The following is a 26614-nucleotide window of genomic DNA, read 5'->3' as shown; positions in this document are numbered from 1 at the left end:
TCAGCACGTTCGCTGCACGGTGCACGACAACAGGTGTGCAGGGTTTTAGCGTGATGGCTATTGGCTGTGACCGGGGGCTTTTTTGAATGGTTCACAAAATTTTCAAGTTATTTCTGACTGATTAGTCAGTTGCTGCGGCGGGGAACTTTCAAGGGAAAGCGAAGGTATTCCGGGCTGCGAACGCGCCCGGAATGCTGTGGGACGGGTCAGTTGCCGGAGTCTTCACCGGTGTTGCTGAGCTCGCGCAAGTGGCGCCGGGAGAGGGCCAGAAAGCGCGGTGTGGAACCAATGTCCTCGTACAGCGGGTCGCCTTCTTCGTCGGTGGAAATGACGGTTTGGCCCTGCACATACGGGAAGCTGGCTTCCAGCTCTTCCAGGGCGGCGGCTACCAGTTCGCCAAGCAGTTCCTCGGCGGTGCGCTTGGGGTACATGTCGATGAGCGCTGCCAGGCGTGCCTCGGACTCCAGGTCCAGGTGCAAGCTATGGCCGGTGGGGCTCAGGGTACCTGCGGCATTCTGCTCCCAGTGCTGGGCGAGTTCGCGGATTTTCATGATGACCTCTGTCGACGCCTGGATAGGCTGCATTGCATCGGACTGCTCAGCTCTCACTTTAGTTTGCTTTGGCCGATCTCGGCTTGCCATGGCGCCTCGCCTGTGGGCACTCTTGGGGACGTGCTGTTTCCTGGGCAGGGCGCGGGCCAGCCGCGCCGAAGAGAGGGCCAATGACCGATATCGATGTGCGCTTGCGTGAAGATGTCCATCTGTTGGGGGAGTTGCTCGGCGAAACCATTCGCCAGCAGCATGGTGAAGCGTTCCTGCAGAAGATCGAGGACATTCGCCACAGTGCCAAGGCCGACCGCCGCGGTCCCGGCGAGCAATTGAGCTCGACCCTCGGCGACCTAGCCGAGGACGACCTGCTGCCGGTGGCGCGGGCGTTCAACCAGTTCCTCAACCTGGCCAACATGGCCGAGCAGTACCAGCTGATTCGCCGCCGCGATGGCGAACAGCAAGAGCCCTTCGAGGCGCGGGTGCTGCCCGAGCTGCTGGCGCGCCTGAAGCAGGCCGGGCACAAGGATGATGCGCTGGCCCGGCAACTGGCCAAGCTGGACATCCAGCTGGTGCTGACCGCACACCCCACCGAAGTGGCCCGGCGCACGCTGATCCAGAAGTACGACGCCATCGCCGGCCAGCTGGCGGCGCAGGACCACCGCGACCTCACCCCCAGCGAGCGCCAGCAGGTGCGCGAGCGCCTGCGCCGGCTGATCGCCGAGGCCTGGCACACCGAGGAAATCCGCCGCACCCGGCCCACCCCGGTAGATGAAGCCAAGTGGGGCTTTGCGGTCATCGAGCATTCCCTGTGGCACGCGATTCCCAGCCACCTGCGCAAGGTCGACAAGGCGCTGTTCGACGCCACCGGCCTGCGCCTGCCGCTGGAGGCTGCGCCGATTCGCTTCGCCTCGTGGATGGGCGGCGACCGTGATGGCAACCCCAACGTCACCGCCGCGGTGACCCGCGAAGTGCTGTTGCTGGCCCGCTGGATGGCGGCCGACCTGTTCCTGCGCGATATCGATGCGCTGGCCGCCGAGCTGTCCATGCAGCAGGCCAGCAGCGCGCTGCGCGAGCAGGTTGGTGACAGCGCCGAGCCCTACCGGGCAGTGCTCAAGCACTTGCGCGACCGCCTGCGGGCAACCCGCGCCTGGGCCCATTCCTCTCTGGCCAGCTCGCAGCCGGCCAGCGCCGATGTGCTGGTGGACAACCGCGACCTGATCGCCCCGCTTGAGCTGTGCTACCACTCGCTGCACGAATGCGGCATGGGCGTGATCGCCGACGGCCCACTGCTCGACACCCTGCGCCGCGCGGTCACCTTCGGCCTGTTCCTCGGCCGCCTCGACGTGCGCCAGGATGCCGCCCGGCACCGTGACGCGCTGTCGGAAATCACTGACTACCTGGGCCTGGGCAACTATGGCCAATGGGATGAAGAACAGCGCATCGCCTTCCTCCAGGCCGAGCTGAAGAACCGCCGGCCATTGCTGCCCGCGCACTTCCAGCCCCAGGCAGACACCGCCGAAGTACTCGCCACCTGCCGTGAAATCGCCGCCGCGCCGGGCGCTTCGCTGGGTTCCTATGTCATCTCCATGGCCGGCGCCGCCTCCGATGTGCTGGCCGTGCAACTGCTGCTCAAGGAAGCCGGGCTGACCCGGCCCATGCGCGTGGTGCCGCTGTTCGAGACCCTGGCCGACCTGGACAACGCCGGGCCGGTGATGCAGCGCCTGCTCGGGCTGCAGGGCTACCGGGCCGGCCTGCGCGGGCCGCAGGAAGTGATGATTGGCTATTCCGACTCGGCCAAGGATGCCGGCACCACCGCCGCCGCCTGGGCCCAGTACCGCGCCCAGGAAAGCCTGGTGCGCATCTGCCGCGAGCATCAGGTCGAGCTGCTGCTGTTCCATGGCCGCGGCGGCACCGTCGGCCGTGGCGGCGGCCCGGCCCACGCGGCAATCCTGTCGCAGCCACCGGGCTCGGTGGCGGGGCGTTTCCGTACGACCGAACAGGGCGAGATGATCCGCTTCAAGTTCGGCTTGCCGGGCATCGCCGAGCAAAACCTCAACCTGTACCTGGCCGCGGTGCTCGAAGCCACCTTGTTGCCACCACCCCCGCCGCAGCCTGCCTGGCGCGAGCTGATGGACCAACTGGCCGCAGACGGCGTCAAGGCCTACCGCGGCGTGGTGCGCGACAACCCGGATTTCGTCGAGTACTTCCGCCAGTCCACGCCCGAGCAGGAGCTGGGGCGCCTGCCGCTGGGCAGCCGCCCGGCCAAGCGCCGCGCCGGCGGTATCGAGAGCCTGCGGGCGATCCCGTGGATCTTCGGCTGGACCCAGACCCGCCTGATGCTGCCCGCCTGGCTGGGCTGGGAGACGGCGCTGAGCAACGCCCTGGCGCGTGGCCAGGGCGAGCTGCTGGCGCAGATGCGTGAGCAATGGCCGTTCTTCCGCACCCGCATCGACATGCTGGAAATGGTCCTGGCCAAGGCCGATGCACAGATTGCCGAGGCCTACGACCAACGTCTGGTGCAACCGGGCTTGCTTCCTTTAGGTGTGCACCTGCGCGACCTATTGTCGCAGTCCTGCCAGGTGGTGCTGGGCCTGACCGGGCAGCCGGTGCTACTGGCGCACAGCCCCGAAACGCGGGAATTCATCAGCCTGCGCAACACCTACCTGGACCCGCTGCACCGCCTGCAGGCCGAGTTGCTGGCGCGTTCGCGCAGCCGTGAAGCCGCTCTGGACAGCCCGTTGGAGCAGGCCTTGCTGGTGACCGTGGCCGGTATCGCGGCGGGCCTGCGCAACACCGGCTGAGGCGCTGCCGGGCTGCCCGAGCCTGGGGGCGCAGCCTGGGCTGAGGCAGGGCAGCAAGGATGGTTGCGCCGGGCGCAACCACCCTTTGCCGGGGCTACCGATGGCGCATTCCTGCAACTTTGGGACGCTTGTCTGGCTGCCGAGCGCTGTGTATCTTGAGCAGCCTTCTGACCGATTTATGGTCATACCCGATTTTCCGGACTTGGCCCTGGTCGCCGAATCCATTGAATTTCATAAAAAAATTTGAGGAGCACGAGATGCGCGTAATTCTGCTGGGAGCTCCCGGGGCCGGTAAAGGTACTCAGGCAAAGTTCATCACCGAGAAGTTCGGTATTCCACAGATCTCCACCGGTGACATGCTGCGTGCCGCCGTCAAGGCCGGCACCCCACTGGGCCTGGAGCTGAAGAAAGTCATGGATGCTGGCCAGCTGGTCTCCGACGAGCTGATCATCAGCCTGGTCAAGGAGCGCATCGCCCAGCCTGACTGCGCCAATGGCTGCCTGTTCGACGGCTTCCCACGCACCATCCCGCAGGCCGAAGCCATGGTCGCGGCCGGTGTCGACATCGACGCCGTGGTCGAAATCGCCGTCGACGATGAAGAAATCGTCGGCCGCATGGCTGGCCGCCGCGTGCACCTGGCCTCGGGCCGCACTTACCACATCCAGTACAACCCGCCGAAAGTGGAAGGCAAGGACGACGTCACCGGCGAAGACCTGATCCAGCGCGACGACGACAAGGAAGAAACCGTTCGCCATCGCCTGTCGGTCTACCACAGCCAGACCAAGCCGCTGGTGGACTTCTACCAGAAGCTGTCGGCTGCCAATGCCGGCAAGCCGAAGTACAGCCACATCGAAGGCGTGGGTTCGGTCGAAGCGATCACTGCCAAGGTTCTGGCAGCCCTGAGCTGATCCAGCACCGTGCGTCACAACGGCCCGCTTGCGGGCCGTTGTCGTTTATACTGCCGCTCTTTTTCACTCGCACCTGGATACCCGTTCGATGACCACCCTGCTGGCCCTGGATACCGCCACCGAAGCCTGTTCCGTCGCGCTGCTGCATGACGGCAAGGTAACCAGCCACTACGAGGTGATCCCGCGCATGCATGCGCAAAAGCTGCTGCCGATGATCAAGCAGCTGCTGGGCGATGCCGGCGTGGCGCTGAACGCCCTCGACGCCATCGCTTTCGGCCGTGGCCCCGGTGCCTTCACCGGCGTGCGCATCGCCATCGGTGTGGTCCAGGGCCTGGCCTTCGCCCTCGAGCGCCCGGTGCTGCCGGTGTCCAACCTGGCGGCGCTGGCCCAGGGCGCGCTGCGCGAGCATGGCGTGCAGCAGGTGTCAGCCGCCATCGATGCGCGCATGGACGAGGTCTACTGGGGTTGCTACCAGGCGGTGGACGGCGAAATGCGCCTGCAAGGCCAGGAAGCCGTGCTGCCGCCCGAGCGCGTGGCCTTGCCTGAAGGGAGCAGCGGCGACTGGTATGGCGCCGGTACCGGTTGGGGCTATGCCGAGCGCCTGGCCGTGCAGGCCAGCGCCAGCAACCCGGCGGCGCTGCCCAACGCGCTGGACATCCTCAGCCTGGCGCGTTTTGCCTGGGCACGCGGCGAGGCAATCGTCGCCGAGCAGGCGCAACCTGTGTACTTGCGCGATAATGTAGCTACGCCCAAAGCCCGTTAGGTGCTGTTCGTCGGTTATAGCGGTTGTCGATAAAACCTTTGGCGCGAACTGTGGTCCAGTTATCACTCGAGCATTAGCGACGGAACTCTGATGCTGCTAAATTGCCATCATTGGTCCTGAGTGCTCACTTCATGCGTATCGACGGTTTCTCATCGCAGTCCTACCCGGTCAAGCGCGCCCCGCGCAAAGCGGCAGTGCGCGATGAAGCCATCGACGATGCCGAGCTGGTCGAAGAGGGCGAAGTCGTTCAAGAGGCGGCACCACGCCGCCGCCCCGGTGGCCTGCCGGCCCGCCCGCAAGACATGGTCTTCCCCCGCGCCCGCGATCGTCGCACTGCCACGGCGCTGGCCAGCTACCTGAGCACGGCCGGCTTTACCGACTGGGACATGGAAGTCATGGGGCTCGACCTGTACATTTGAGGGATGAGTCCATCCCACCTGCCTTACTTTCTCGGTTGCCCGTCATGGAGTGAAAACGCCTGGCGCGAGTACCTGTATCCCGCTGACGCCCGCACCTCGCAATACCTTGGCCTGTACAGCCAGGTGTTCAATGCGGTCGAGGGCAACACCACCTTCTACGCCCGCCCTGCACCTGGCACCGTTGCGCGCTGGGCGCAGGCGATGCCCGCGCACTTTCGCTTCACTGCCAAGTTTCCCCGTGATGTCAGCCATGAAGGCGACCTGCGCGAGCGCCTGGAAGCGGCGTGCGAGTTCACCCGGCTGTTGGCGCCGCTGGGCCCGCGTGTTTCACCCTACTGGTTGCAGTTGCCCGCCCAGTTCGGCCCGCCGCGCCTGGCCGAACTGAGCCAGTTTCTCGATGAAGTCGGCGTGCCGGTGGCGGTCGAGGTACGCCACCCGGCGTTCTTCGCCAAGGGGGAGGAAGAGCGGTTGCTCAACCGCCTGCTGCGCGAGCGCGGCGTGGAGCGCATCTGCCTCGACCCACGCGCCCTGTTCAGTTGCACCTCGCGCGAGGCCGCCGTGCTCGACGCGCAAGCCAAGAAACCCAAGGTGCCGCCGCGCCCTGCGGCGTTCAGCCAGCACCCGCAGGTGCGCTTCATCGGCCATCCCGAGCTCGAAGCCAACGAGCCTTTTCTCACGCCCTGGGTGGAAAAGATCGCGGGCTGGATAGAAGAAGGCCGCAGCCCCTACATCTTCCTGCACACCTCCGACAACCGCCTGGCCGCCGCGCTGGCCCAGCGCTTCCACCAGCGGCTGATGGCGCGCCTGCCAGGCCTGGCAGCATTGCCGGAATTGCCGCGCGCTCCCGAGGTCGAACAACTGGGACTACTCTGACTTTTCCCCGACCACCCGGAGGTTGTGACCATGGATGTACAAACCCTGCGTGCCGAAGCCTTCAAGGCGCTGCACGAGCGTGATGGCGCCTTCGTCATCCCCAACCCTTGGGATGCCGGCTCCGCCAAGCTCCTGGCAAGCCTGGGCTTCGAAGCGCTGGCCACGACCAGTGCCGGCCTTGCCTTCGGCCTCGGGCGGCCGGATGCCGAGGGGGCCTTGAGCCTCGATGAGACGCTCGACAATGCCGGGCATATCGTCGACGCCACGGCCCTGCCGGTGGCCGCCGACCTGGAAAACGGCTTTGGCGACCTCCCTGAAGAATGCGCCCAGACCATCCTGCGGGCCGCCGAAGCTGGCCTGGTGGGCGGCTCGATCGAAGACGCCAGCGGCCGCAGCGATGCGCCGATCTATGACTTCGGCCTGGCCGTGGAGCGCGTGCGCGCCGCCGTGCAGGCCGCGCGCGGCTTGCCGTTCCCGTTTACCGTGTGTGCCCGCGCAGAAAATTTGCTGCACGGGCGCATGGACCTGGACGACACCATCCTGCGCTTGCAGGCCTACGCCGAGGCGGGCGCCGATGTGCTGTATGCCCCAGGGCTACGCAGCGTGGATGAGATTCGTGCGGTGGTGCAGGCCGTGGCGCCAAAGCCTGTGAACGTGCTGATGGGCCTGGCCGGGGTGCCGCTGAGCGTCAACCAGCTGCAGGACCTGGGCGTGCGCCGCATCAGCGTAGGTTCGTCGCTGGCCCGCGCGGCGCTTGGGGCGCTGCAGCGTGCGGCGCTGGAGATTCGTGATCAGGGCACGTTCAGCTATGGCGAGCAGGCGCTGCCCTTCGCCGAGCTCAACGACCTGTTCCGCCGCTGAGGTGGCGTGCGCGCACTGGCCTGGTTATGCGGCCTGCTGCTGATCGCGGCGGGCCTGGCCTGGCAATACGGCTGGCGCCTGCCGGACGCCTGGAACCCGTGGGCAGCGCTGGACGTGCGCCAGCCGCCGAACCTGCTCACGCCCTTCAAGCTCTCGCGCCTGCGCGACGACCCGGCCTTGTGCCGCCAGGCCCTGCAAACCAGCGAGCTGCGCTACAAGGCACAGGCCGATAGCCCGGCCACCGCCAGCTGCCCATTGCGCAATGTGTGGCGTATCGAGCAGGGGCAGGCGCGGCTGAGCAGCAGCTTTCTTGCCAGCTGCCCGCTGGCGGTGGCGTATGCACTGTTCGAAGTGCATGGCCTGCAACCGGCGGCGCAGCGGGTGTTCGGCCAGCCCGTGGCGCAGGTCGAGCACCTGGGCAGTTTTGCCTGTCGCAACGTCTATCACCGCAAGCAGGGGCGCTTGAGCCAGCACGCCACGGCCAATGCCTTGGACATCAGCGGTTTTCGCCTGCAGAGCGGCGAGCGCATCCTGCTGGCGCGGGACTGGCAGGCGGGTGGGCAGAAGGCGCAGTTCCTGCGCGAAGTGCAACAGGCGGCGTGCGAAAGCTTCAGCACGGTACTGGGCCCGGACTACAACGCCGCCCACCACAACCACTTTCACCTGGACATGGGGCGCTGGCAGGTCTGCCGCTGATCTCAGGCGTGGACGCGAACGTTGTTCAGCACTACCGGGCGTGCCCAGTGGGTATCGAATTCCAGGTCGTTCTGCTGCTGGGCCAAGGTGGCCGGCGCATAGGGCTCGGGCGCCGGGTCCAGCAGGTGCATCTCGAATTCGGCGATCGGCAGGTGCAGCGGGCGTGGCGACGGTGCCGGGCCAGGTTGCCCGAGAGGGTGGCCCTGGCTCATCACCACAGGGCGCAGCCAGCTGTTGCTGAGGTCGAGCTGGCGCTGTTGCTGGATCATCTCGGCAGCGCTGAACGGCTCGGGGGCCGGCTCCAGCAGGTTGGCTTCGAGTTCGGCCTTGGGCAAGAACAGCGGCTCGGGCGGGGCAATGATGGTGTCCTGCACGGGGCAGGCGCGCTGGGCATCGATCAGGGCCAGGGCCTTGGCCCCACCGATCGGTTCGCCACTGTCCTGGTCGTACTGCACCAGCGCCTGGCTGAAGGTGTCGGGTTGTTCCGCTTGCTGCTCGGCCATGGCGCGGGCGAAGAAATCCTGCCACAGGTGGCTGACGCCCCCGAGTGCCTGGGTATTCTGCCGACCGTAGTTGCCGACAGGCGACAAGTAGGTCAAGCCGATGGGAAGAGTATCTGTCATGGCAGTCGCGCGCGTTGTGCTCTGGCAGAATAGCGGGATATTGCCTGTATCGGCCGAGGTGGCCGATTCATTAAGGGCTTGGTTGGTTTTTTTGGGTGTGAACGATGGAAGAGCAAGGCACGGGTATCAGGGTCGAGGCGATGTCGGCCGAGTATGCGCAACAGGCTGCGGCGTGGGCCGAGCGCCTGGGCTTGCCGCTGCAGGACGAGGCTGCCGGCTTCGCCGTGCAGGTGGGCGCCGAAGGCTTGCAGATCCAGCAACTCGGCCCGCAGGCGCCGGGGCCGGTGCGGGTGGACTTCGTCGAAGGCCAGGCCGCGCATCGGCGCCAGTTCGGCGGTGGCAACGGGCAGATGATCGCCAAGGCCGTGGGCATTTCCCAGGGCGTGCGACCGCAGGTGCTCGATGCCACGGCAGGGCTGGGCAAGGATGCCTTCGTGCTGGCCAGCCTGGGTTGCCAGATGACGTTGATCGAACGCCAGCCGCTGATTGCCGCCTTGCTCGAAGATGGCCTGGCGCGCGCCCGCTCGGATGATGAAGTTGGCCCTATCGTGGGCCGCATGCGCCTGCTGACCGGCAATGCGATCGAGCGCATGCGCAGCTGGGAAGGGGAGGCGCCGCAGGTGATCTATCTCGACCCGATGTTCCCGCACCGCGACAAGAGCGCGTTGGTGAAGAAGGAAATGCGCGTGTTCCGGCCCTTGGTCGGTGATGACCTGGATGCGCCGGCGCTGCTTGAGGCGGCGCTGGCGCTGGCCAGCCACCGCGTAGTGGTTAAGCGCCCGCGCAAGGCGCCGATCATTGATGGACCCAAGCCCAGCCATAGCCTGGAAGGCAAGTCGAGCCGGTATGACATCTATCCGAAGAAGGCCTTGAAGGCCTGAATGCTCGGCTGTCCGTAGGAGCGGCCTTGTGTCGCGAAAGGGTCGCGAAGCGGCCCCAGCAATTTATACCGCACCACTAAGCCTGGGGCCGCTTCGCGACCCTTTCGCGACACAAGGCCGCTCCTACTCCGATGGTGTACTGCCTCAGGGCTTGAACGCCCGAACGAACACCCCCACCACCTCACGCACATGGGCCTCGATCTCTTCACCTTCCAGCGGCCCCGCGCACCCCAGCAGCAACCGGTAGTCCGGCGCCCCCTTGACCAGGCAGAAAAAGTGCTCGGCCGCCCGCAAAGGGTTGTCGATACGCAGCAGCCCACGCTCGTCGATCTCGCGCAGCAATGCCTCCATGCCGGCCAGCACCCGCTTGGGCCCCGCCTCGTAGAAGAACTCGCCAAAGCCCGGATCCTGGCTGCCCAAGGCCATGATCAAGCGGCACAACTTGACGGCCTCGTCACTGCTGATCAACGCCTGGAAGCTGCGCGCGATGTGCAGCAGCACCTCTTCAACCGGCGCACCCTCGGGGTACTCGAAGATCAGGTCGGGCAGCTGGTTCTGGCAAGTGGCCATGACCGCCGAGCCGAACAGGGTCTGCTTGTCGGTGAAGTGGCTGTAGACGGTGAGCTTCGAAACACCTGCCGCCGCCGCGACCGCATCCATGCTGGTGTTGGCATAGCCAAGGCTGAGGAACAGGGTCTTGGCGGCTTCGAGGATCGCCTCGCGTTTGGCGAGGTCCTTGGGCCGGCCTGGGCCGATGGGTGCGTCGTTGGGCATTGGAGTCCGCATCTGGTTGAAGGGGCGCACATCTTACCGGCTAAGCGCGCTGGCGGCTGTAGGTGGGCGACCAATCGTTAATGTTGATTTTCTTTCCGACGCTGGCTTCCCGGCCTCGGTTCCCTGACTTAATATACTCGCCAGTATAAATATTCGATGCGCCCGTCGCGAAAGGATTCATCATGTTGCGTCAAGCCTTGTCCCTTGCGTTGCCCGCTGCCGCCGCCTTGCTGCTCGCGGCCTGTGGCCAGGAGGCTGCCGCGCCCGCCGCGCCGCGCCCGGCCCTGGTGGTCCAGCCACAGCCCGCCGAAGCCGCCGCCGACAGCTACCCCGGTGAAGTGCGCGCGCGCTTCGAGCCGGAGCTGGCCTTTCGCATTGGCGGCAAGGTAAGCAAACGGCTGGTGGAGGAGGGGCAGCGGGTCAAGGTCGAGCAGCCGCTGGCCGAGCTCGACCCCCAGGACGTGCGCCTGCAGCTGGAAGCCAACCGCGCCCAGATGGCCGCCGCCGAAGCCAACCTGGCGCTGGTGCGTGCCGAGCGTGACCGCTACCAGAAGCTGCTGGAGCGGCAGATGGTCAGCCACTCCCAGTACGACAATGCCGAAAACCTCTACCGCGCCGGCCTGGCCCGCCTGAAGCAGGCCAAGGCCGAATTCGACGTGGCCGGTAACCAGGCCGAGTACGCCGTGTTGCGTGCACCGCAGGCCGGGGTCATCGCCAAGCGCCAGGTCGAGGTCGGCCAGGTGGTGGCGGCCGGGCAAACGGTGTTCACCCTGGCCGCCGACGGCGAGCGCGAGGTCGCCATCGGCCTGCCGGAGCAGCAGTTCGCCCGCTTTGCCGTGGGCCAGCCGGTCAGCGTGGAGCTGTGGTCGCACCCCAACCAGCGTTTCGACGGGCGTATCCGCGAGTTGTCGCCTGCTGCCGACCCGCGCTCGCGCACCTTCGCCGCGCGCATCGCCTTCACCTCGGCCAAGGCGCCGGCCGAGCTTGGCCAGAGCGCGCGGGTGTTCATCGCCCATGACGGGGTGATCCCGCTGGCGGTGCCGTTGTCGGCAGTGACGGCAGAAAGCGGCCAGGCCTATGTCTGGCGGGTCAACCAGGACAGCCGCCTGGAGCGCGCCATGGTGCGCCTGGGGCCCTACGGCACAGACAGTGTGCCGGTGCTCGAGGGCCTCAAACCCGGCGACTGGGTGGTCGCCGCCGGCGGCCATGTGCTGCGCGAAGGGCAGGAGGTGCGACCTGTGGATCGCACCAACCGTGTGGTGAACCTGACGGCCAAGGAGTAAGTCCCGATGGGTTTCAACCTTTCCGCCTGGGCGCTGCGCAATCGCCAGATCGTACTGTTCCTGATGATCCTGCTGGCTGCCATTGGCGCCATGTCCTACACCAAGCTGGGCCAGAGCGAAGACCCGCCGTTCACCTTCAAGGCCATGGTCATCCGCACCCTGTGGCCCGGCGCCACGGCCGAGGAAGTGTCGCGCCAGGTCACCGAGCGCATCGAGAAGAAGCTGATGGAAACCGGCGAGTACGAGAAGATCGTCTCGTTCTCCCGGCCGGGCGAGTCCCAGGTCACCTTCATGGCCCGCGATTCGCTGCACTCCAAGGACATTCCCGAGTTGTGGTACCAGATCCGCAAGAAAGTCGCGGACATTCGCCACACCTTGCCGCCAGAGATCCAGGGGCCGTTCTTCAACGACGAGTTCGGCACCACCTTCGGCAATATCTACGCCCTGACCGGCGCCGGCTTCGACTATGCGGTGCTCAAGGACTATGCCGACCGCATCCAGATCCAGCTGCAGCGGGTCAAGGACGTGGGCAAGGTCGAGCTGCTCGGGCTGCAGGACGAGAAGATCTGGATCGAGCTCTCCAACCTCAAGCTGGCGACCCTCGGCGTGCCGCTGGAGGCCGTGCAGCAAGCGCTGCGCGAGCAGAACGCGGTAAGCACCGCGGGCTTCTTCGAGACCCCGAGCGAGCGCCTGCAGTTGCGGGTCAGCGGGCGCTTCGACAGTGTCGAGCAGATTCGCCAGTTCCCCATTCGCGTGGGTGACCGCACGTTCCGCATCGGTGATGTGGCCGACGTGCACCGCGGCTTCAACGACCCACCCGCGCCGCGCATGCGCTTCATGGGCGAGGACGCCATCGGCCTGGCGGTGTCGATGAAAGATGGCGGCGACATCCTGGTGCTGGGCAAGGCCCTGGAGGGCGAGTTCGAACGCCTGGCGCGCAACCTGCCGGCCGGCATGGAGCTGCGCAAGGTCTCCGACCAGCCCGCCGCGGTCAAGGCTGGGGTGGGCGAGTTCGTCCAGGTGCTGGTCGAGGCGCTGGTGATCGTGCTGCTGGTGAGCTTCTTCTCGCTGGGCCTGCGCACCGGCCTGGTGGTGGCCTTGGCCATCCCCCTGGTGCTGGCCATGACCTTTGCCGCCATGCATTACTTCGGCATCGGCCTGCACAAGATCTCGCTCGGGGCGCTGGTGCTGGCCCTGGGCTTGCTGGTGGACGACGCGATCATCGCCGTGGAGATGATGGCGATCAAGATGGAGCAGGGCTTCGACCGCTTCAAGGCGGCCAGCTACGCCTGGACCAGCACGGCATTCCCGATGCTGACCGGCACGCTGATCACGGCCGCCGGCTTCCTGCCCATCGCCACCGCCGCATCCAGTACCGGTGAATACACCCGCTCGATCTTCCAGGTGGTGACCATCGCGCTGCTGACCTCGTGGGTCGCGGCCGTGGTGTTCGTGCCGTACCTGGGCGAACGGCTGCTGCCGGACCTGGCCAAGCTGCATGCGGCGCGCCACGGCAGCGGCGCGCCAGACCCTTATGGCACGCCGTTCTACCAGCGCGTGCGGCGCGTGGTGGAGTGGTGCGTGCGGCGGCGCAAGACGGTCATCCTGCTGACCATCGCCGCCTTCATCGGCAGCATCCTGCTGTTCCGTTTCGTGCCCCAGCAGTTCTTCCCGGCCTCCGGGCGCCCTGAGCTGATGGTCGACCTGAAGCTGGCCGAAGGCGCGTCGCTGGCCAACACCACCGAGCGGGTCAAGCAACTGGAGGCGCTGCTCAAGCAGCAGGATGGCATCGACAACTATGTGGCCTACGTGGGCACCGGCTCGCCGCGCTTCTACCTGCCGCTGGACCAGCAACTGCCGGCCGCAAGCTTTGCCCAGTTCGTGGTGCTGGCCAAGTCGATGGACGACCGCGAACGCCTGCGCAGCTGGCTGATCGACACCGTCGACCAGCAGTTCCCCGACCTGCGTGCCCGCGTCACGCGCCTGGAAAACGGCCCGCCGGTGGGTTACCCGGTGCAGTTCCGGGTCACCGGCGAGCATATCGAGAAGGCCCGCGCGCTGGCCCGCGAGGTGGCCGACAAGGTGCGCGAGAACCCGCATGTGGTGAACGTGCACCTGGACTGGGAGGAGCCGAGCAAGGCGGTGTTCCTGGAAATCGACCAGGACCGCGCGCGCGCCCTGGGCGTGAGTACCTCCAGGCTGGCGAGCTTCCTGCAGAGCTCGCTGACCGGCACCACCGTCAGCCAGTACCGCGAGGACAACGAGCTGATCGAGATCCTTTTGCGCGGTACCCCGCGTGAGCGCAACGAGCTGGGCAACCTCGGCAGCCTGGCGTTGCCCACCGACAACGGCCAGAGCGTGGCGCTGTCGCAGGTGGCGACCCTGGAATACGGCTTCGAGGAAGGCATCATCTGGCACCGCAACCGCCTGCCGACGGTGACCGTGCGCGCCGATATCTACGACAAGGAGCAGCCTGCGAGCGTGGTCAAGCAGATTGCCCCGACCTTGCAGGCGATCAAGGACAAGCTGCCCGATGGCTACCTGCTGGAGGTGGGCGGCACGGTCGAGGACTCCGAGCGCGGGCAGCGCTCGGTGAATGCCGGCATGCCGCTGTTCATCGTGGTGGTGCTCAGCTTGCTGATGATCCAGCTGCGCAGCTTCTCGCGCACGGTGATGGTGTTCCTCACCGCGCCCCTGGGGCTGATTGGCGTGACCTTGTTCTTGCTGGTGTTCCGCCAGCCATTCGGGTTCGTCGCCATGCTCGGGACCATCGCCTTGGCGGGGATGATCATGCGCAACTCGGTGATCCTGGTGGACCAGATCGAGCAGGATATTGGGTCAGGGATGGACCGCTGGCAGGCGATCATCGAGGCCACGGTGCGGCGCTTCCGGCCGATCGTGCTGACCGCGCTGGCGGCGGTGCTGGCGATGATTCCGTTGTCCAGGAGTGTGTTCTATGGGCCGATGGCGGTGGCGATCATGGGCGGGTTGATCGTGGCCACGGCGTTGACCTTGCTGTTCTTGCCGGCGCTGTATGCGGCTTGGTTCAGGGTTAGGAAGGGTTGAGGATCGCAGGGGAGGGCTTTGCCCTCCTTTCGCGACACAAGGCCGCTCCTACAGGAGATCGCATACCCCTGTAGGAGCGGCCTTGTGTCGCGAAAGGGGCGCAGAGCGCCCCCAGCAGTTCTTCAAAGCGCGCCAAACACCTTCTTGGCAAGGCTGGTAGCCGCCTGAGCCGGGTTCTGGCGAATGCTCTGCTCCTGCTTGCCAATCATCTCGAACAGCCCGTCCAGGGCCTTTTCGGTCACGTAGTTCTCGATGTTGGCGTCATTCTTGATCAGCCCAAGGCCCTTGGCCTGGCCGGCAAAGCTGTTGTACTGCTGGGCCAGGCCGACCTTGTCGGTGGCCTGCTTGACGATGGGCAGGAACTTGGCGCGAATCTGCTCGCGGCTGCTCTTGTTCAGGTACTGGGTGGCCGACTCGTCGCCGCCGCTGAGAATGCCCTTGGCGTCGCTGACGCTCATGTTCTTCACCGCATCCATCAAAATTGCCTGGGCTTGCGGCACCGCGGCTTCGGCGGCCTTGTTCATGCTGGTTTCCAGGGCGTCGACCTGGTCACCCTTGCCGAACATCTTCATGGCCTTGGCAGCCTTGCCAAGGTTGCCCGGCAGCTCGATGCGCACCTGCGGGTTGTCGTTGAAACCACCGGGGGTGCTCAGTTGCTTGACGGCCAGCTGGGCGCCTTGGGTGAGGGCGTCCTTCAGGCCGCCGGTGGCGTCTTTCTGGCTCAGGTCGCCAAGCGACAGGGCCAGGGCGCTGGCCGACAGCAGCAGGCCGGCGCACAGCGCGGAGAAGCGCAGGGAAGTGCGAATCATGAAGCGTTCCTTCTAAACGAAAACAAAAAGCGCGTCAGCGCACCGGATCGACCTTGATCCGCACAGGCTGCGAGTCGCTGCCGTCGAGCTTGACGCCGTGGTGTTCGGTATTGATGAACAGCAACTTGCCGTCCAGTTCGATGCGGGCGCTGACCGCATAGCGGTGGCCGGGCTTGATCTGGGCCGGGTCATAGCTGAGGTGGAAGGGCAGCGGTACGTTGCCTTTGACCGGGCCGGCCTGGCTGGCCAGGGTCACGGCAGGAGCGTCCATCAGCGACACGTCCTGCAGGCTCACGCTCAAGGTCGCGGCTGGCGGCAGGGCGATGCGCTGCAGGTAGAAGACTTCACCGTCCAGGCTGGCCTGGGTCGATGGGGTATGGCTGGAACAGGCTGCGAGCAAGGATGCGCAACACAGCATAAAGAGCTTTTTCATGGAATCTCCGTGGTCCTTTGGGGTTGGCTTTTGGCCAACCCCAGGGACTTTAGCGGATTTTTCCCACGGATGAAGCCATCAGAGGATGGAAGTTTCCAACGCATCCTCGCGGTGCAGGGCCACTTGCCGGATCGACAGGCGCAGTTCGGCCGACAGCACGCGCTTGGCCACGCCCTCGGCCAGTTCGCCTAGCTTCTCGTGATAGCCGAGCTTGCCGTCCGTGCCTGGGCGCAGCACGCCTTGCTCGATCAAGGTCTGGATGAAGTGGCGGAACAGCGCCTTGTCGAAGAACTCCGGGGCGTTCAGGCCATGCAGGATCGACAGGCGCTGGGCCATCATCACGCAGAGGTCTTCCAGCGCTTCGGCACTGAGGCTGTGCTGGCCGCTGTTGAGCAGCAGCGAAGTGGCCATGTAGAAGCGCTGCAAGGTCTGGGTGATGGTGCGGGCGAGCAGGGTCAGCAGGACGAACTGGCGCGAACTCGGTGCCGGGCGAACGAACATGTCGCCCTCCTGGCGCAGCAGGCCCTGTTCGACCAGCGCGGCCAGCCACTGGTCGATCACCTCGTCCAGTTGCTCGGGCTGCCAGCGCAGGAACAGCTCGGCCTGCAGGTACGGGTACAGCGCGTGCACGTACTGGCCGAGCAGTTCGCGGCTCATCCGAGAGCTGCTGTGGAAGAAGCTCGCCAGCAGTGCCGGCAGGGCAAAGATGTGCAGCACGTTGTTGCGGTAATAGGTCATCAGCACCGCGTTGGCTTCATCCAGGTAGAGGATGCGGCCCAGGGCGTCGTTCTGCTCGGCCAGCAGGTCCATGCCCCTGACATGCTCGATCAGGGCCTTGCCGTCACCTTCGGGCAAGGTGGTGTGGGTGGAGTAGGGCACCTTGCGCAGCAGCGCCAGGTACAGGTCGAGCACCCGGGTCAGGGCCTGTTCGTCCAGGGCCAGGCGGCTGGTGGACAGCAGCGCCAGGGCCACCAGGTTGACCGGGTTGACCGCCGCCGCCTCGTTCAGGTGGCGGGCCACCGCGTCGCCCAGGCGGCTGGTGGTTTCGTTGAGCCAGGCCGGGCGGAACTGCGGGCCGTGGTCCTGTTCGCGCCAGCCGGGTTGCTGCTGGTCGAGGAAACCGGCCAGGCGGATCGGTTCGCCGAAGTTGACGTAGACCTGGCCAAAGCGCTGCTTCAATGCGCCGATCACCTTGAAGATGTCGAAGATCGATTCCTTCTTCTTGCTCGCCCCGCGCAGCTCGCCCAGGTAGGTGCGGCCTTCGAGTACTCGCTCGTAGCCGATGTACACGGGCACGAAGACGATCGGCGTGCGCGAGGAGCGCAGGAAGCTGCGCAGGGTGATCGCCAGCATCCCGGTGCGCGGCTGCAGCATGCGCCCGGTGCGCGAGCGCCCGCCCTCGACGAAGTACTCCACCGGGAAGCCTTTGGTGAAGAGGGTGTGCAGGTACTCGTTGAACACCGCCGTGTACAGCGGGTTGCCCTTGAACGTGCGGCGCATGAAGAAGGCGCCGCCGCGGCGCAGCAGGCCGCCGATCAGCGGCATGTTGAGGTTGATGCCGGCGGCGATGTGCGGGGGCGTCAGGCCATTGCGGAACAACAGGTAGGACAGCAGCAGGTAGTCGATGTGGCTGCGATGGCAGGGCACGTAGATCACTTCGTGGCCCGGGGCGATGCCCTGCACCTGCTCGATGTGGTTGACCTTGATGCCGTCGTAGATCTTGTTCCAGAACCAGCTCAGCACCACTTCGAGGAAACGGATGGCGGTGTAGGTGTAGTCCGAGGCGATTTCGTTGCCGTAGCGCAGCGCCAGGGCTTCGGCCTTGGCCTGGGGCATGTTGTCGCGCTGGGCCTGCTCGGCGATGGCCTGGCGTACCTGGGGCGCGTGCACCAGGCCCTTGACCAGGTTGCGCCGGTGCGAGATGTCCGGGCCGATGACTGCGGTCTTGAGGTTGCGAAAATGCACGCGCATCAGGCGCTGGGCCATGCGCACGGTGCGTTCGTGGCCCTTGTTGTGCTGCACCAGCTCGCGCACATGGATGGGGGCGGAGAACTGCACCCGGGTCTTGCGCCCGAGGATGAGGATGGTCAGCAGGCGGCGCAGGCGCCCGGTGACCGCCCAGCTGTCGGCGAACAGCAGCTTCCAGGGGCTGGACTCGCTGGCTGGGGTCTGCCCCCAGAACACGCTGACCGGGATGATTTGCGCATCTTCCTCGGCGTGCTGGCTCACTGCGGCGACCACGCGCTCCAGGGTGGGCGGCGCGCCGCGTTTGTCCTGGCGGCCCAGCCAGTCCGGCTCGGGGGTCAGGTAGAAGAAGCCCGCAGGCTCCTGCAGCGAGCCGACGGCCACCGGCAGCACCGGGCGCGGCAGCCCTGCCTTGGTGCATTCGTGATCGAGCACCGCCAGGTCGCTGAGCGACGGCGAGGGCAGGGCGTAGAACACCGGCCGGCTGCGATCGAGGTTGAGGCTCATCGACGACTGGTTGATGGTCTCGGAGCGCACCCACAGGTACAACAGGCGACGCAGGGCGCCGAAGATCAGGCGGCGCAGGGGGGAACGGGTCATGGGGTGTGTGCCCTGGGAGTGTATTCAGGTGGTGATTTTGCAGCGGTTGCAGCTAATTAGTCTGCCGTATCTGCGCAAGTTCAGCAAAAACCTGCAAGCGCCGCCGCAGTCATGAAATTTATTTGTTCTGTGTCATATACTCGGCCTGCCACTTGCAGGATATTTCAGCAAGCGGTGTCGGCACAGGGTGGAGACCCGGTGCCTGCAAGGCGATCTTCACAATAAAAATCCGGAGTAGTTCAGATGTCGTCTCGTGAGACTGGGAATGTTAAGTGGTTCAACGATGCCAAGGGCTATGGCTTCATTCAGCGCGAAGGTGGTGCGGATGTATTCGTCCACTATCGGGCGATCCGCGGTGAGGGGCATCGTACCCTGGTCGAAGGGCAGCGGGTGGAATACGCCTGCGTGCAGGGCCAGAAAGGCCTGCAAGCCGAAGACGTAGTCGGGCTCTGAGCCTCTAGCTACAAGCCTCGAGCTGCAAGTTGACCGTGTAACTTGCAGCTTGATGCGAAGCCTCTTGACGCTCGGCGCCTAACGCGTGTGACTCAGGAGGTGCGCCAGGTGATTTCCTCTTCACCGTCGGCGCTGATGCGGACCCAGCGGTCGGCATCTTCTTCCCCATCTTCCTCGACCCAGCCACCCGGTGCGCAGCGCACTTCCACGCCCAGTGCGGCGAATGCGGCGCGGGCGCAGGCGATGTCATCGGCCCATGGGGTCTGGTCGCTTTCCAGGTACAGGCTGTTCCATTTCCCTACAGCCTTGGGTAACCAGGTGACCGGAATGTTACCGGCTCGGCATTTGAAGGTCTGGCCCTTCTGTTGCCATTCGCTGCACGGGCCGACCGCCTCGGCCAGCCACGCGGCAATTTGCTTGTGGTCGACGTCGGCGTCCTTCAGGTAGATCTCGATATCAGGTTGGCGCATAAGGGCTCCGGGTGTGCTCAGTCTTGGCGCACGAAATAGTCATAACGCATGGAAACCGTGACCTCGAAAGGCTCGGGCTGGTCGATCACCAAGGCCCGCTTTTCGGCGCTGGCGCGCCAGCCGTGCGGGGTCATCGCCAGCAGGTCGGCGCGGGCCTTGGGCGCCGCCAGGCTCAGGCGGAACTCGAGGGTTTCGCTGTGGGCGTGGGCCATGCCTGGTGGCACCAGGGCCAGGTGCTTGTCGTCGGCGTAGGGGCGCACTTCATCGTAGAGCACTTCGCGCAGTTCCATCAGGTGGCCGCTGGTCGGGCCGACCCGCATCAGGCCGCCGCCCGGGCTGAGCAGGCGCTTGGCCTCGTCCCAGTCCAGCGGGCTGAACACGCTGGCGATGAACTGGCAGCTGGCATCGGCCAGCGGCACGCGGGCCATGCTGGCGACCATCCAGGTTACCGCCGGGTCGCGCCGGCAGGCGCGCTTGACGGCTTCGCGGGAGATGTCCAGGGCATAGCCGTCGGCCTCTGGCAGGGCCTGGGCGAGCTGCGCGGTGTAGTAGCCTTCGCCGCAGCCGATGTCGAGCCAGGCGCCGGGCTGGCGCTCGGCGGCCAGCTGCGCCAGGCGGCGGGCCACCGGGGCGTAGTGGCCAGCGTCGAGGAAGTCGCGGCGCGCCTGGACCATGGCCTGGTTGTCGCCAGGGTCGCGGCTGTTCTTGTGCTGCACCGGCAGCAGGTTCAGGTAACCCTGGCGGGCGCGGTCGAAGCGGTGGCCGGCCGGGCACACCACGCCGTTGTCGAGGCGGCTGAGGGCGGCCTGGCAGATCGGACAGGCGAGCATCAGGCGAGCAACCGGACCAGGGTCTGGTAGTAGATTTCGGTCAGCAAGTCGAGGTCGCTGGCCAGGATCCGCTCGTCGACCTGGTGGATGGTGGCGTTGACCGGGCCGAGCTCGACCACCTGGGTACCCATGGTGGCGATGAAACGGCCATCGGAGGTGCCGCCGCTGGTGGACGGCTGGGTGTCGCGGCCGGTGACGCCCTTGATGCTGGCCGAAACCGCGTCGAGCAGCTCGCCGGGTTCGGTGAGGAACGGCAGGCCCGACAGGGCCCAGTCGATCGACCAGTCCAGCTGGTGCTTGTCGAGGATCGCCGAGACCCGCGCCTGCAGGCCTTCGACGGTCGACTCGGTGGAGAAGCGGAAGTTGAACAGTGCGGTCAGGTCACCCGGGACCACGTTGGTGGCGCCGGTGCCGGAGTTGAGGTTGGAGATCTGGAAGCTGGTGGGCGGGAAGAACGCATTGCCTTCGTCCCAGTGCTCGGCAGCCAGCTCCGCCAGGGCGGGCGCGGCCAGGTGGATCGGGTTGCGCGCCAGGTGCGGGTAGGCCACGTGGCCCTGCTTGCCGCGCACGGTCAGCTTGGCGCCGAGCGAGCCACGGCGGCCGTTCTTGACCACGTCGCCGAGCAGGTGGGTGCTCGACGGCTCGCCGACGATGCACCAGTCCAGGCGCTCGTTGCGCGCGACCAGGCGCTCGACCACGGCCTTGGTGCCGTGATGGGCCGGGCCTTCTTCGTCGCTGGTGATCAGGAAGGCGACCTTGCCGCGGTGGTTCGGGTAGTCCTGCACGAAGCGCTCGCTGGCCACCACCATGCTTGCCAGGCTGCCTTTCATGTCGGCGGCGCCACGGCCGCAGAGCATGCCGTCGGCATCGATCAGTGCCTCGAACGGCTCGTGCTGCCACTGCTGCACGGGGCCGGTGGGCACTACGTCGGTGTGGCCGGCGAAGCACAGCACCGGGCCGTCCTGGTTGCCGTGGATGGCCCAGAAGTTGTCGACATCTTCGATGCGCATCGGCTCGAGCGCGAAGCCCACTGCGCCCAGGCGATGCATCATCTGCGCCTGGCAGTCGGCATCGACGGGGGTGACCGAGGGGCGACGGATCAGGTCGCAGGCCAGTTGAAGGGTGGGCGAGAGCTCGGCTGGGGCCGTCATGGGGGACTCCGGGGCAAGGCAAGGCGGAAAAACGAGGGGCGTTATCTTATATCAAACGTGGGGCGTCGGCACGGGCCAATGGGGCTGCAAGGCAGCCCCTGACAATCTCAAGCCTGCTGCGTTTCTGCCAGCTTGTCCGCAGGCTTTGGCAACGACGACAACAACGCCATCACCAACGCCGCCAGATACGGCAGCGACTGCACCAGCAACATCGCCACCCAGAAGCGCATGTCCGAACTCGGCAGCCCCTGCACCAGGTAGATGCCCGCCGCAGCTCCCCACAGCAGCAACATGATGAAAAGCTCTTCGCGCGCTTCGGAAATCGCCACCAGCACACCATGGCTGTCGGCATTCTTCGGCGTGCGGAAGAACGGCATGCTGCTGGTGAAGAACCCATACAGCACCGCCTTGGCGATGGTATGCGAAAGCGCAAGGCCGGCCAGCGCCGCGGCGAAGGCATCCTTGAGGTTCACCCCCACCGCGCGGCGGTACAGGAAGATGATCTTGCCCACCTTGAAGAAGAACAGCGCCAGCGGCGGGATGGCGAAGATCATCAGCGGTGGGTCGACCCGGTGCGGCACGATGATCATCGCCGCCGACCACAGCAGGGCGCCGACGGTGAAGAAGATGTTCATGCCATCGGCGATCCACGGCAGCCAGCCGGCCAGGAAGTGGTAGCGCTGGCCACGGGTCAGCTCGCTGCCCTTGCCGCGCAGCAAGGCCGAGGCGTGGTGCTTGATGATCTGGATCGCGCCGTAGGCCCAGCGGAAGCGCTGCTTCTTGAAGTCGATGAAGGTGTCGGGCATCAGGCCCTTGCCATAGCTGTTGTGGGCATAGGCGGCCGACAGGCCTTTCTCGAACACCCGCAAGCCCAACTCGGCGTCCTCGCAGATGCACCATTCGGCCCAGCCCAGCTCTTCGAGCACGGTGCGCCGGGTCATGGTCATGGTGCCGTGCTGGATGATCGCGTCACGGTCGTTGCGGGTGACCATGCCGATGTGGAAGAAGCCTTTGTATTCGCTGTAGCACAGCTTCTTGAAGGCACTTTCGTGCTGGTCGCGGTAATCCTGCGGCGATTGCACCACGGCAATCTTCGGGTCGGCGAAGTGCGGCACCATGTGCTTGAGCCAGTTGCGGTCGACGCAGTAGTCCGAGTCGATCACCGCGATCACCTCGGCATCCTTGGCGGTGTGCGGGATCAGGTAGTTCAGGGCGCCGCCCTTGAAGCCGGCCAATGGCGCCACATGGAAGAACTTGAAGCGCTCGCCGAGCTTCTCGCAGTGGGCCTTGAGCGGCTCCCACACGGCCGGGTCCTTGGTGTTGTTGTCGATCACCAGCACTTCGTAGTCCGGGTAGTCCAGGGCGGCAAGGGCATCCAAGGTCTGTTTGACCATCTCCGGCGGCTCGTTGTAGCACGGCACGTGCACCGAGACTTTCGGCCGGTAGGCGCTGTCGCCCTGCACCGGCAGAAATTCCCGGCGGCGCTTGTGGATCCACACCGCCTCGGCCAGCTCGTGGGCCTCGGTCAGCAGCACGATGAACACGCCCAGCGCGCCCAATGCCAGCAGCACGCCGACGGTGAGGCTGAACCAGGTGCTGTACTGCTGGCTATAGTCGTAGCCGATCCACACCAGCACCGACCCACAGAGGAAGGTGATGAAGGTGAGGAAGGTGCGCCCGCGCTGGCGCAGGGCCGAGCCGTCGATCAGCAGCACGGTCAGGGCGATCATCGCCAGCACCACCGAGGCCACCGCCAGGGCGCGCCATTGCGGGATCGCCACCACCGGCCCTTCGAAGTTGAATTTCTGCTGGCGCTCGGCGTTGAACACGCCCCAATACGCACCGACCGAGCCTTCGTCACTGGCCTTCCACGGCTGGTCATAGGCTTCGATGACGAAGTAGTTGTAGCCGCGGCGGTTGAGGGTGTTGACCAGGGTGCGCAGGTAGATGGCCTGGTCGGCCTGGGTGGCATCGGCGCCGCCGCGCATGCGGCCGTTGCTCGGCCAGCCGACTTCCGACAGCAGCAGGGGCTTGCGCGGGAACTCGTGCTTGAGCTCGCGGGCCCGGTCGAGCACGAACTGCACCGAGTCCTTCATCGGCACGAACTCCCAGTAGGGCAGGATGTGCGCCGCGATCAGGTCGACGTGCTTGGCAAGTTCAGGGTGTTCTTTCCAGATGTGCCATTGTTCACTGGTGGTGACTGGCACCTTGACCGCGGCACGCACCCGGTCCAGGTACTGGATCAGCGCCTCGGGGGTGACCTCTTCGCGGAACAGCGCTTCGTTGCCCACCACCACGCGCACGACGCTGCGCGAGGTATTGGCCAGCTCGATGCCCTTGGCGATTTCGCGCTCGTTGCGCTCAAGGTCGGTGCTGATCCAGATGCCCAGGGTCACGCGCAAGCCGAATTCCTCGGCCAGGCGCGGAATTTCCGCCTGGGTGCCTTCGACCGTATAGATACGAATGCTGTCGGTCAGCTTGTTCATCTGCTCCAGGTCCTGGCGCATCTCGTCGTCGCTGGGGTACTGGCCCTTTTGCGGGCTTTCGCCGAGGCGGAACGGAGAATACGAGAAACCGGAGATCTGCTCCGGCCAGGCCGGTGCCGAAACCGGGCGGTTGACCAGGGCCCAGAACCCGGTGAACAGTGCGGCGATGGCCAGCACCACGACCAGGTTGAGGCCGAATTTGCGTGAAGACATTGTGATCCAAATCTGTCCAGGTGATAGGACATTAAAGCAGCATTGGCAGGCTCTTTCCTAACGATGGAGCTGAAGGCGGCCACTGGCCTATAATGCGCGCCGATTTTTGCGGCATTGAGCTTCGGGGTAGCAACATGAGCACAGAAGATCCACGCTTCGCCGGCGTCGCCCGGCTTTACGGCGACGAAGGCCTGCAGCGCCTGCGCCAGGCCCACGTGGCGGTCGTCGGTATCGGCGGGGTCGGCTCGTGGGCGGCCGAAGCGCTGGCGCGCAGTGGCGTGGGCGAAATCACCCTGTTCGACCTCGATGACGTCTGTGTCAGCAACACCAACCGCCAGGCCCATGCCTTGGAGGGCCAGGTCGGGCGGCCCAAGGTCGAGGTGATGGCCGAACGCCTGCGGGCGATCAACCCGGCGTGCACGGTGCATGCGGTGGCCGATTTCGTCACCCGCGAGACCATGGCCGAATACATCAGCGAAAACCTCGATGCGGTCATCGACTGCATCGACAGCGTGATGGCCAAGGCCGCGCTGATCGCCTGGTGCCGGCGGCGCAAGATCGCCATCGTCACCACCGGCGGTGCGGGCGGGCAGATCGACCCGACGCAGATCCAGATCGGCGACCTCAACAAGACCTTCAACGACCCGCTGGCCTCACGGGTGCGCTCGACCTTGCGCCGCGACTACAACTTCTCGCGCAATGTCAGCCGCAACTACGGCGTGCCTTGTGTGTTTTCCAGCGAGCAGCTGCGTTATCCCAAGGGCGATGGCAGCGTTTGCCTGCAGAAGAGCTTCGTCGGTGAAGGTGTGCGCCTGGACTGCGCGGGCGGCTTTGGCGCGGTGATGATGGTGACCGCGACCTTTGGCATGGTGGCGGCGAGCAAGGCGGTGGAGAAGTTGGTGGCAGGTGCGCGGCGGCCTTCGGAGCGGGTCAAGGCGCAATAACTGTTTTGCCCCCGCCCACAAAAAACTGTGGGGGTACTTGTGGGAGCGGGCTCGCCCCGCGAATGCATCAGCGCGGATTTCGGGCCAGTTCGGCCATCCGCTGCAGCACCGCATGCAGCCCATTGCTGCGCGACGGCGACAGCTGACGCTCAAGGCCCAGCTGGGTGAACCAGCCCTGCAGGTCCAGCCCCGCCAGTTCAGCGCTGGACAACCCCTGCACGCGCACCAGCAACAACGCCAGCAACCCGCGCAACAGCCGCGCATCGCTGCTGGCCTTGAACCGCCAATGCCCCTCGCGCTGCTCGGCCACCAGCCACACCAGGCTTTCACAGCCATGCACCCGGTTGCCTTCGGATTTCTCGGCCTCCTCAAGCGGCGCCAGGGTGTCGCCCATCTGCATCAGCAACCGCGCACGCTGCTCCCAGCCGCGCGCCTGCTCGAAACGCTGCAAGGCCTCGTGGGCTTCTACCGGCAAGCTCATCGCAACAGCTCCAGGCCCTGGTCGAGCGCATCGAAGAAGCGCTGCAGGTCATCGCTGTCGTTGTACAGCGCCAACGACACGCGAATCGCGCCCTCCAGCCCCAGGCCCTTGAGCAACGGCATGGCGCAGTGATGCCCGGCGCGCACGGCAATCCCCTGTTCAGTCAAAAGATGGGCGATGTCGGCGTTGTGCACGCCTTCGACGACAAAACTGGCCAAGGCCGCCTGCGGCGTGCCGAGCACGCGCACGCCTTCGCGATCGGCAAGGCCGCGCAGCAGCCCTTGATGCAGGTGCGCCTCATGGGCCTCGACCGCCTGGGCGTCGAGGCTGGCCAGGTAATCCAGGGTCGCGCCCAGGCCGACAACGCCGGCGATCGGCGGGGTGCCTGCCTCGAAACCCAGTGGCGCGGGGCGGAAGCTGGCGCTCTGGTAGTCGGCCAGCTGCACCATCTCGCCGCCGAACTGCCAGTGGCGCAGCAGCGCCAGCGCATCGCGGCGCCCGTACAGCACGCCAACGCCATCAGGCCCGTACAGCTTGTGGCTGGAAAACACGTAGAAGTCGCAGCCCAGTTGCTGCACGTCATGGCGGCCGTGGACCACGCCCTGGGCGCCATCGACCACGGTCAGTGCCCCTTGGGTGCGGGCATGGGCCAGCAGCGCCGGCAAGGGCTGCCAGGTGCCGAGCACGTTGGACAGCTGGCCAAGGGCAAGCAGCCGCGTGCGCGGGCCGATCAGTTGCAGCGCCTGCTCCAGGTCGATGCGGCCGTGGGCGTCCAGCGGCAGTACCACAAGGTGCAGGTTGCGGCGCCGAGCCAGTTGTTGCCAGGGCAGCAGGTTGGCGTGGTGTTCCAGGGCGCTGATGACGATCTCGTCGCCCGCCTCGAAGCGGTGTTCCAGGCCGTAGGCCAGCAGGTTAAGGGCCGAGGTGGCGCCGTGGGTGAAGACGATCTGCTGCGACTGCTCGGCATTGAGCCAGGCGGCCACCTTGTCCCGGCTGGCTTCGAAGGCCTGGGTGGCGAGGGCGCCGGGCAGGTGCTGGGCACGGTGCACGTTGGCCGCGCCATGCCCGTAGTAATGGTTCAGGGCATCGAGCAGGGCCTGGGGCTTCTGGGTGGTGGCGGCGCTGTCCAGGTAGGTCTGGTGCTGCCGTTGCAGGGCGGCGATGGCGGGGAAATCGGCACGCCAGGGGGAGGGCTGGAACATGATCACGGGGCCTGGAATGAAAATCGGGTCTGGCGTGAGTGCGCCAGACCCGATCTTAACACTTCGAACCCGTGGGGAGTT

At 65.9% G+C, this 26614-nt stretch carries 24 protein-coding genes; 12 read left to right on the top strand and 12 right to left on the bottom strand.

Features of this window, described 5'->3' with window-relative positions; translation table 11 throughout:
- Positions 1-206: 206 nt before the first annotated feature.
- On the bottom strand, positions 207-551 hold the full coding sequence (locus tag ACIPG5_RS07435) for a pilin assembly protein (protein ID WP_176513588.1): 345 nt from the start codon (positions 549-551) through the stop codon (positions 207-209).
- Between the two features lie 170 nt (positions 552-721).
- Between ACIPG5_RS07435 and ppc the strand changes: the two genes are divergently transcribed.
- From ppc to ACIPG5_RS07400, 7 genes are all read left to right on the top strand, one after another.
- On the top strand, positions 722-3349 hold the full coding sequence (ppc, locus tag ACIPG5_RS07430; RefSeq protein ID WP_401374032.1) for a phosphoenolpyruvate carboxylase: 2628 nt from the start codon (positions 722-724) through the stop codon (positions 3347-3349).
- A 257-nt stretch (positions 3350-3606) separates the two neighbouring features.
- Positions 3607-4257, top strand: coding sequence for an adenylate kinase (gene adk, locus ACIPG5_RS07425; protein WP_029885102.1), 651 nt, complete (start codon positions 3607-3609; stop codon positions 4255-4257).
- Positions 4258-4345: 88 nt separating this feature from the next.
- Positions 4346-5020, top strand: coding sequence for a tRNA (adenosine(37)-N6)-threonylcarbamoyltransferase complex dimerization subunit type 1 TsaB (tsaB, locus tag ACIPG5_RS07420; RefSeq protein WP_401374030.1), 675 nt, complete (start codon positions 4346-4348; stop codon positions 5018-5020).
- Between the two features lie 131 nt (positions 5021-5151).
- Positions 5152-5439 (top strand): hypothetical protein, encoded by a 288-nt coding sequence (locus ACIPG5_RS07415; RefSeq protein ID WP_176513581.1) that lies wholly within the window; start codon positions 5152-5154, stop codon positions 5437-5439.
- Positions 5440-5442: 3 nt separating this feature from the next.
- Complete coding sequence (locus ACIPG5_RS07410) at positions 5443-6312, top strand: DUF72 domain-containing protein (RefSeq protein WP_176513579.1); 870 nt, start codon at positions 5443-5445, stop codon at positions 6310-6312.
- Positions 6313-6342: 30 nt separating this feature from the next.
- Positions 6343-7173 (top strand): oxaloacetate decarboxylase, encoded by an 831-nt coding sequence (locus ACIPG5_RS07405; protein WP_176513577.1) that lies wholly within the window; start codon positions 6343-6345, stop codon positions 7171-7173.
- Positions 7174-7179: 6 nt separating this feature from the next.
- Positions 7180-7869, top strand: a complete 690-nt coding sequence (locus ACIPG5_RS07400) for an extensin family protein (protein ID WP_401374027.1) — start codon at positions 7180-7182, stop codon at positions 7867-7869.
- A gap of 2 nt (positions 7870-7871) precedes the next feature.
- Here the strand turns inward: ACIPG5_RS07400 and ACIPG5_RS07395 are convergent, their stop codons facing one another.
- Positions 7872-8492, bottom strand: a complete 621-nt coding sequence (locus ACIPG5_RS07395) for an energy transducer TonB (protein WP_401374025.1) — start codon at positions 8490-8492, stop codon at positions 7872-7874.
- Positions 8493-8596: 104 nt separating this feature from the next.
- Between ACIPG5_RS07395 and ACIPG5_RS07390 the strand changes: the two genes are divergently transcribed.
- Positions 8597-9373, top strand: coding sequence for a class I SAM-dependent methyltransferase (locus tag ACIPG5_RS07390; RefSeq protein ID WP_286913687.1), 777 nt, complete (start codon positions 8597-8599; stop codon positions 9371-9373).
- Between the two features lie 144 nt (positions 9374-9517).
- On the opposite strand, the gene ACIPG5_RS07385 is transcribed toward ACIPG5_RS07390, so the two are convergent.
- Positions 9518-10159, bottom strand: a complete 642-nt coding sequence (locus ACIPG5_RS07385) for a TetR/AcrR family transcriptional regulator (protein ID WP_401374023.1) — start codon at positions 10157-10159, stop codon at positions 9518-9520.
- Positions 10160-10329: 170 nt separating this feature from the next.
- Between ACIPG5_RS07385 and ACIPG5_RS07380 the strand changes: the two genes are divergently transcribed.
- Both ACIPG5_RS07380 and ACIPG5_RS07375 read left to right on the top strand, forming a co-directional pair.
- On the top strand, positions 10330-11430 hold the full coding sequence (locus ACIPG5_RS07380; protein WP_401374021.1) for an efflux RND transporter periplasmic adaptor subunit: 1101 nt from the start codon (positions 10330-10332) through the stop codon (positions 11428-11430).
- Between the two features lie 6 nt (positions 11431-11436).
- Positions 11437-14496, top strand: coding sequence for an efflux RND transporter permease subunit (locus ACIPG5_RS07375; RefSeq protein ID WP_401374019.1), 3060 nt, complete (start codon positions 11437-11439; stop codon positions 14494-14496).
- 122 nt (positions 14497-14618) lie between these two features.
- On the opposite strand, the gene ACIPG5_RS07370 is transcribed toward ACIPG5_RS07375, so the two are convergent.
- From ACIPG5_RS07370 to plsB, 3 genes are all read right to left on the bottom strand, one after another.
- Entirely contained in the window at positions 14619-15305 is a 687-nt protein-coding gene (locus ACIPG5_RS07370) for a DUF4197 domain-containing protein (protein WP_401374017.1), read from the bottom strand.
- Between the two features lie 34 nt (positions 15306-15339).
- Positions 15340-15738 carry a YbaY family lipoprotein gene (locus tag ACIPG5_RS07365; RefSeq protein WP_176513561.1) on the bottom strand — a complete coding sequence of 133 codons (399 nt, stop codon included), beginning with the start codon at positions 15736-15738 and terminating at the stop codon, positions 15340-15342.
- A 78-nt stretch (positions 15739-15816) separates the two neighbouring features.
- On the bottom strand, positions 15817-18303 hold the full coding sequence (gene plsB / locus ACIPG5_RS07360) for a glycerol-3-phosphate 1-O-acyltransferase PlsB (protein ID WP_401374015.1): 2487 nt from the start codon (positions 18301-18303) through the stop codon (positions 15817-15819).
- 243 nt (positions 18304-18546) lie between these two features.
- Here plsB and ACIPG5_RS07355 point away from each other — a divergent pair, with 243 nt between their 5' ends.
- Complete coding sequence (locus ACIPG5_RS07355) at positions 18547-18756, top strand: cold-shock protein (RefSeq protein ID WP_003252255.1); 210 nt, start codon at positions 18547-18549, stop codon at positions 18754-18756.
- Between the two features lie 92 nt (positions 18757-18848).
- On the opposite strand, the gene ACIPG5_RS07350 is transcribed toward ACIPG5_RS07355, so the two are convergent.
- From ACIPG5_RS07350 to ACIPG5_RS07335, 4 genes are all read right to left on the bottom strand, one after another.
- On the bottom strand, positions 18849-19226 hold the full coding sequence (locus tag ACIPG5_RS07350) for a hypothetical protein (RefSeq protein ID WP_176513557.1): 378 nt from the start codon (positions 19224-19226) through the stop codon (positions 18849-18851).
- A 17-nt stretch (positions 19227-19243) separates the two neighbouring features.
- A complete protein-coding gene (locus ACIPG5_RS07345; RefSeq protein ID WP_176513555.1) occupies positions 19244-20056 on the bottom strand; it encodes a putative RNA methyltransferase in 813 nt (270 codons plus the stop codon).
- Positions 20056-21207, bottom strand: coding sequence for a succinyl-diaminopimelate desuccinylase (gene dapE, locus ACIPG5_RS07340; protein WP_401374012.1), 1152 nt, complete (start codon positions 21205-21207; stop codon positions 20056-20058). The genes ACIPG5_RS07345 and dapE overlap by 1 nt, the downstream gene beginning before the upstream one ends.
- 107 nt (positions 21208-21314) lie before the next feature.
- Entirely contained in the window at positions 21315-23906 is a 2592-nt protein-coding gene (locus ACIPG5_RS07335) for a glycosyltransferase (RefSeq protein ID WP_286913694.1), read from the bottom strand.
- 134 nt (positions 23907-24040) lie between these two features.
- Between ACIPG5_RS07335 and tcdA the strand changes: the two genes are divergently transcribed.
- Positions 24041-24850 (top strand): tRNA cyclic N6-threonylcarbamoyladenosine(37) synthase TcdA, encoded by an 810-nt coding sequence (gene tcdA / locus ACIPG5_RS07330; protein WP_176513549.1) that lies wholly within the window; start codon positions 24041-24043, stop codon positions 24848-24850.
- A gap of 67 nt (positions 24851-24917) precedes the next feature.
- On the opposite strand, the gene ACIPG5_RS07325 is transcribed toward tcdA, so the two are convergent.
- Positions 24918-25331, bottom strand: coding sequence for a SufE family protein (locus ACIPG5_RS07325; RefSeq protein ID WP_401374009.1), 414 nt, complete (start codon positions 25329-25331; stop codon positions 24918-24920).
- Positions 25328-26533, bottom strand: coding sequence for a cysteine desulfurase (locus tag ACIPG5_RS07320; protein WP_401374007.1), 1206 nt, complete (start codon positions 26531-26533; stop codon positions 25328-25330). Before ACIPG5_RS07320 ends, ACIPG5_RS07325 begins: the two co-directional genes overlap by 4 nt.
- Positions 26534-26614: the final 81 nt, after the last annotated feature.

The sequence above is a fragment of the Pseudomonas sp. NPDC087029 genome (assembly GCF_044745345.1).
Taxonomy (GTDB): domain Bacteria; phylum Pseudomonadota; class Gammaproteobacteria; order Pseudomonadales; family Pseudomonadaceae; genus Aquipseudomonas; species Aquipseudomonas faucium.
Note: the sequence above shows the minus strand (reverse complement) of the source record. Positions and strands in the feature narration are given on the sequence as shown.

What these genes read in the sequence shown, in the direction of transcription:
- ACIPG5_RS07435 (WP_176513588.1), bottom strand. Translation starts at nt 551, where the DNA reads ATGAAAATCCGCGAACTCGCCCAGCACTGGGAGCAGAATGCCGCAGGT.
- ppc (WP_401374032.1), top strand. Translation starts at nt 722, where the DNA reads ATGACCGATATCGATGTGCGCTTGCGTGAAGATGTCCATCTGTTGGGG.
- adk (WP_029885102.1), top strand. Translation starts at nt 3,607, where the DNA reads ATGCGCGTAATTCTGCTGGGAGCTCCCGGGGCCGGTAAAGGTACTCAG.
- tsaB (WP_401374030.1), top strand. Translation starts at nt 4,346, where the DNA reads ATGACCACCCTGCTGGCCCTGGATACCGCCACCGAAGCCTGTTCCGTC.
- ACIPG5_RS07415 (WP_176513581.1), top strand. Translation starts at nt 5,152, where the DNA reads ATGCGTATCGACGGTTTCTCATCGCAGTCCTACCCGGTCAAGCGCGCC.
- ACIPG5_RS07410 (WP_176513579.1), top strand. Translation starts at nt 5,443, where the DNA reads ATGAGTCCATCCCACCTGCCTTACTTTCTCGGTTGCCCGTCATGGAGT.
- ACIPG5_RS07405 (WP_176513577.1), top strand. Translation starts at nt 6,343, where the DNA reads ATGGATGTACAAACCCTGCGTGCCGAAGCCTTCAAGGCGCTGCACGAG.
- ACIPG5_RS07395 (WP_401374025.1), bottom strand. Translation starts at nt 8,492, where the DNA reads ATGACAGATACTCTTCCCATCGGCTTGACCTACTTGTCGCCTGTCGGC.
- ACIPG5_RS07390 (WP_286913687.1), top strand. Translation starts at nt 8,597, where the DNA reads ATGGAAGAGCAAGGCACGGGTATCAGGGTCGAGGCGATGTCGGCCGAG.
- ACIPG5_RS07385 (WP_401374023.1), bottom strand. Translation starts at nt 10,159, where the DNA reads ATGCGGACTCCAATGCCCAACGACGCACCCATCGGCCCAGGCCGGCCC.
- ACIPG5_RS07380 (WP_401374021.1), top strand. Translation starts at nt 10,330, where the DNA reads ATGTTGCGTCAAGCCTTGTCCCTTGCGTTGCCCGCTGCCGCCGCCTTG.
- ACIPG5_RS07375 (WP_401374019.1), top strand. Translation starts at nt 11,437, where the DNA reads ATGGGTTTCAACCTTTCCGCCTGGGCGCTGCGCAATCGCCAGATCGTA.
- ACIPG5_RS07370 (WP_401374017.1), bottom strand. Translation starts at nt 15,305, where the DNA reads ATGATTCGCACTTCCCTGCGCTTCTCCGCGCTGTGCGCCGGCCTGCTG.
- ACIPG5_RS07365 (WP_176513561.1), bottom strand. Translation starts at nt 15,738, where the DNA reads ATGAAAAAGCTCTTTATGCTGTGTTGCGCATCCTTGCTCGCAGCCTGT.
- plsB (WP_401374015.1), bottom strand. Translation starts at nt 18,303, where the DNA reads ATGACCCGTTCCCCCCTGCGCCGCCTGATCTTCGGCGCCCTGCGTCGC.
- ACIPG5_RS07355 (WP_003252255.1), top strand. Translation starts at nt 18,547, where the DNA reads ATGTCGTCTCGTGAGACTGGGAATGTTAAGTGGTTCAACGATGCCAAG.
- ACIPG5_RS07350 (WP_176513557.1), bottom strand. Translation starts at nt 19,226, where the DNA reads ATGCGCCAACCTGATATCGAGATCTACCTGAAGGACGCCGACGTCGAC.
- ACIPG5_RS07345 (WP_176513555.1), bottom strand. Translation starts at nt 20,056, where the DNA reads ATGCTCGCCTGTCCGATCTGCCAGGCCGCCCTCAGCCGCCTCGACAAC.
- dapE (WP_401374012.1), bottom strand. Translation starts at nt 21,207, where the DNA reads ATGACGGCCCCAGCCGAGCTCTCGCCCACCCTTCAACTGGCCTGCGAC.
- ACIPG5_RS07335 (WP_286913694.1), bottom strand. Translation starts at nt 23,906, where the DNA reads ATGTCTTCACGCAAATTCGGCCTCAACCTGGTCGTGGTGCTGGCCATC.
- tcdA (WP_176513549.1), top strand. Translation starts at nt 24,041, where the DNA reads ATGAGCACAGAAGATCCACGCTTCGCCGGCGTCGCCCGGCTTTACGGC.
- ACIPG5_RS07325 (WP_401374009.1), bottom strand. Translation starts at nt 25,331, where the DNA reads ATGAGCTTGCCGGTAGAAGCCCACGAGGCCTTGCAGCGTTTCGAGCAG.
- ACIPG5_RS07320 (WP_401374007.1), bottom strand. Translation starts at nt 26,533, where the DNA reads ATGTTCCAGCCCTCCCCCTGGCGTGCCGATTTCCCCGCCATCGCCGCC.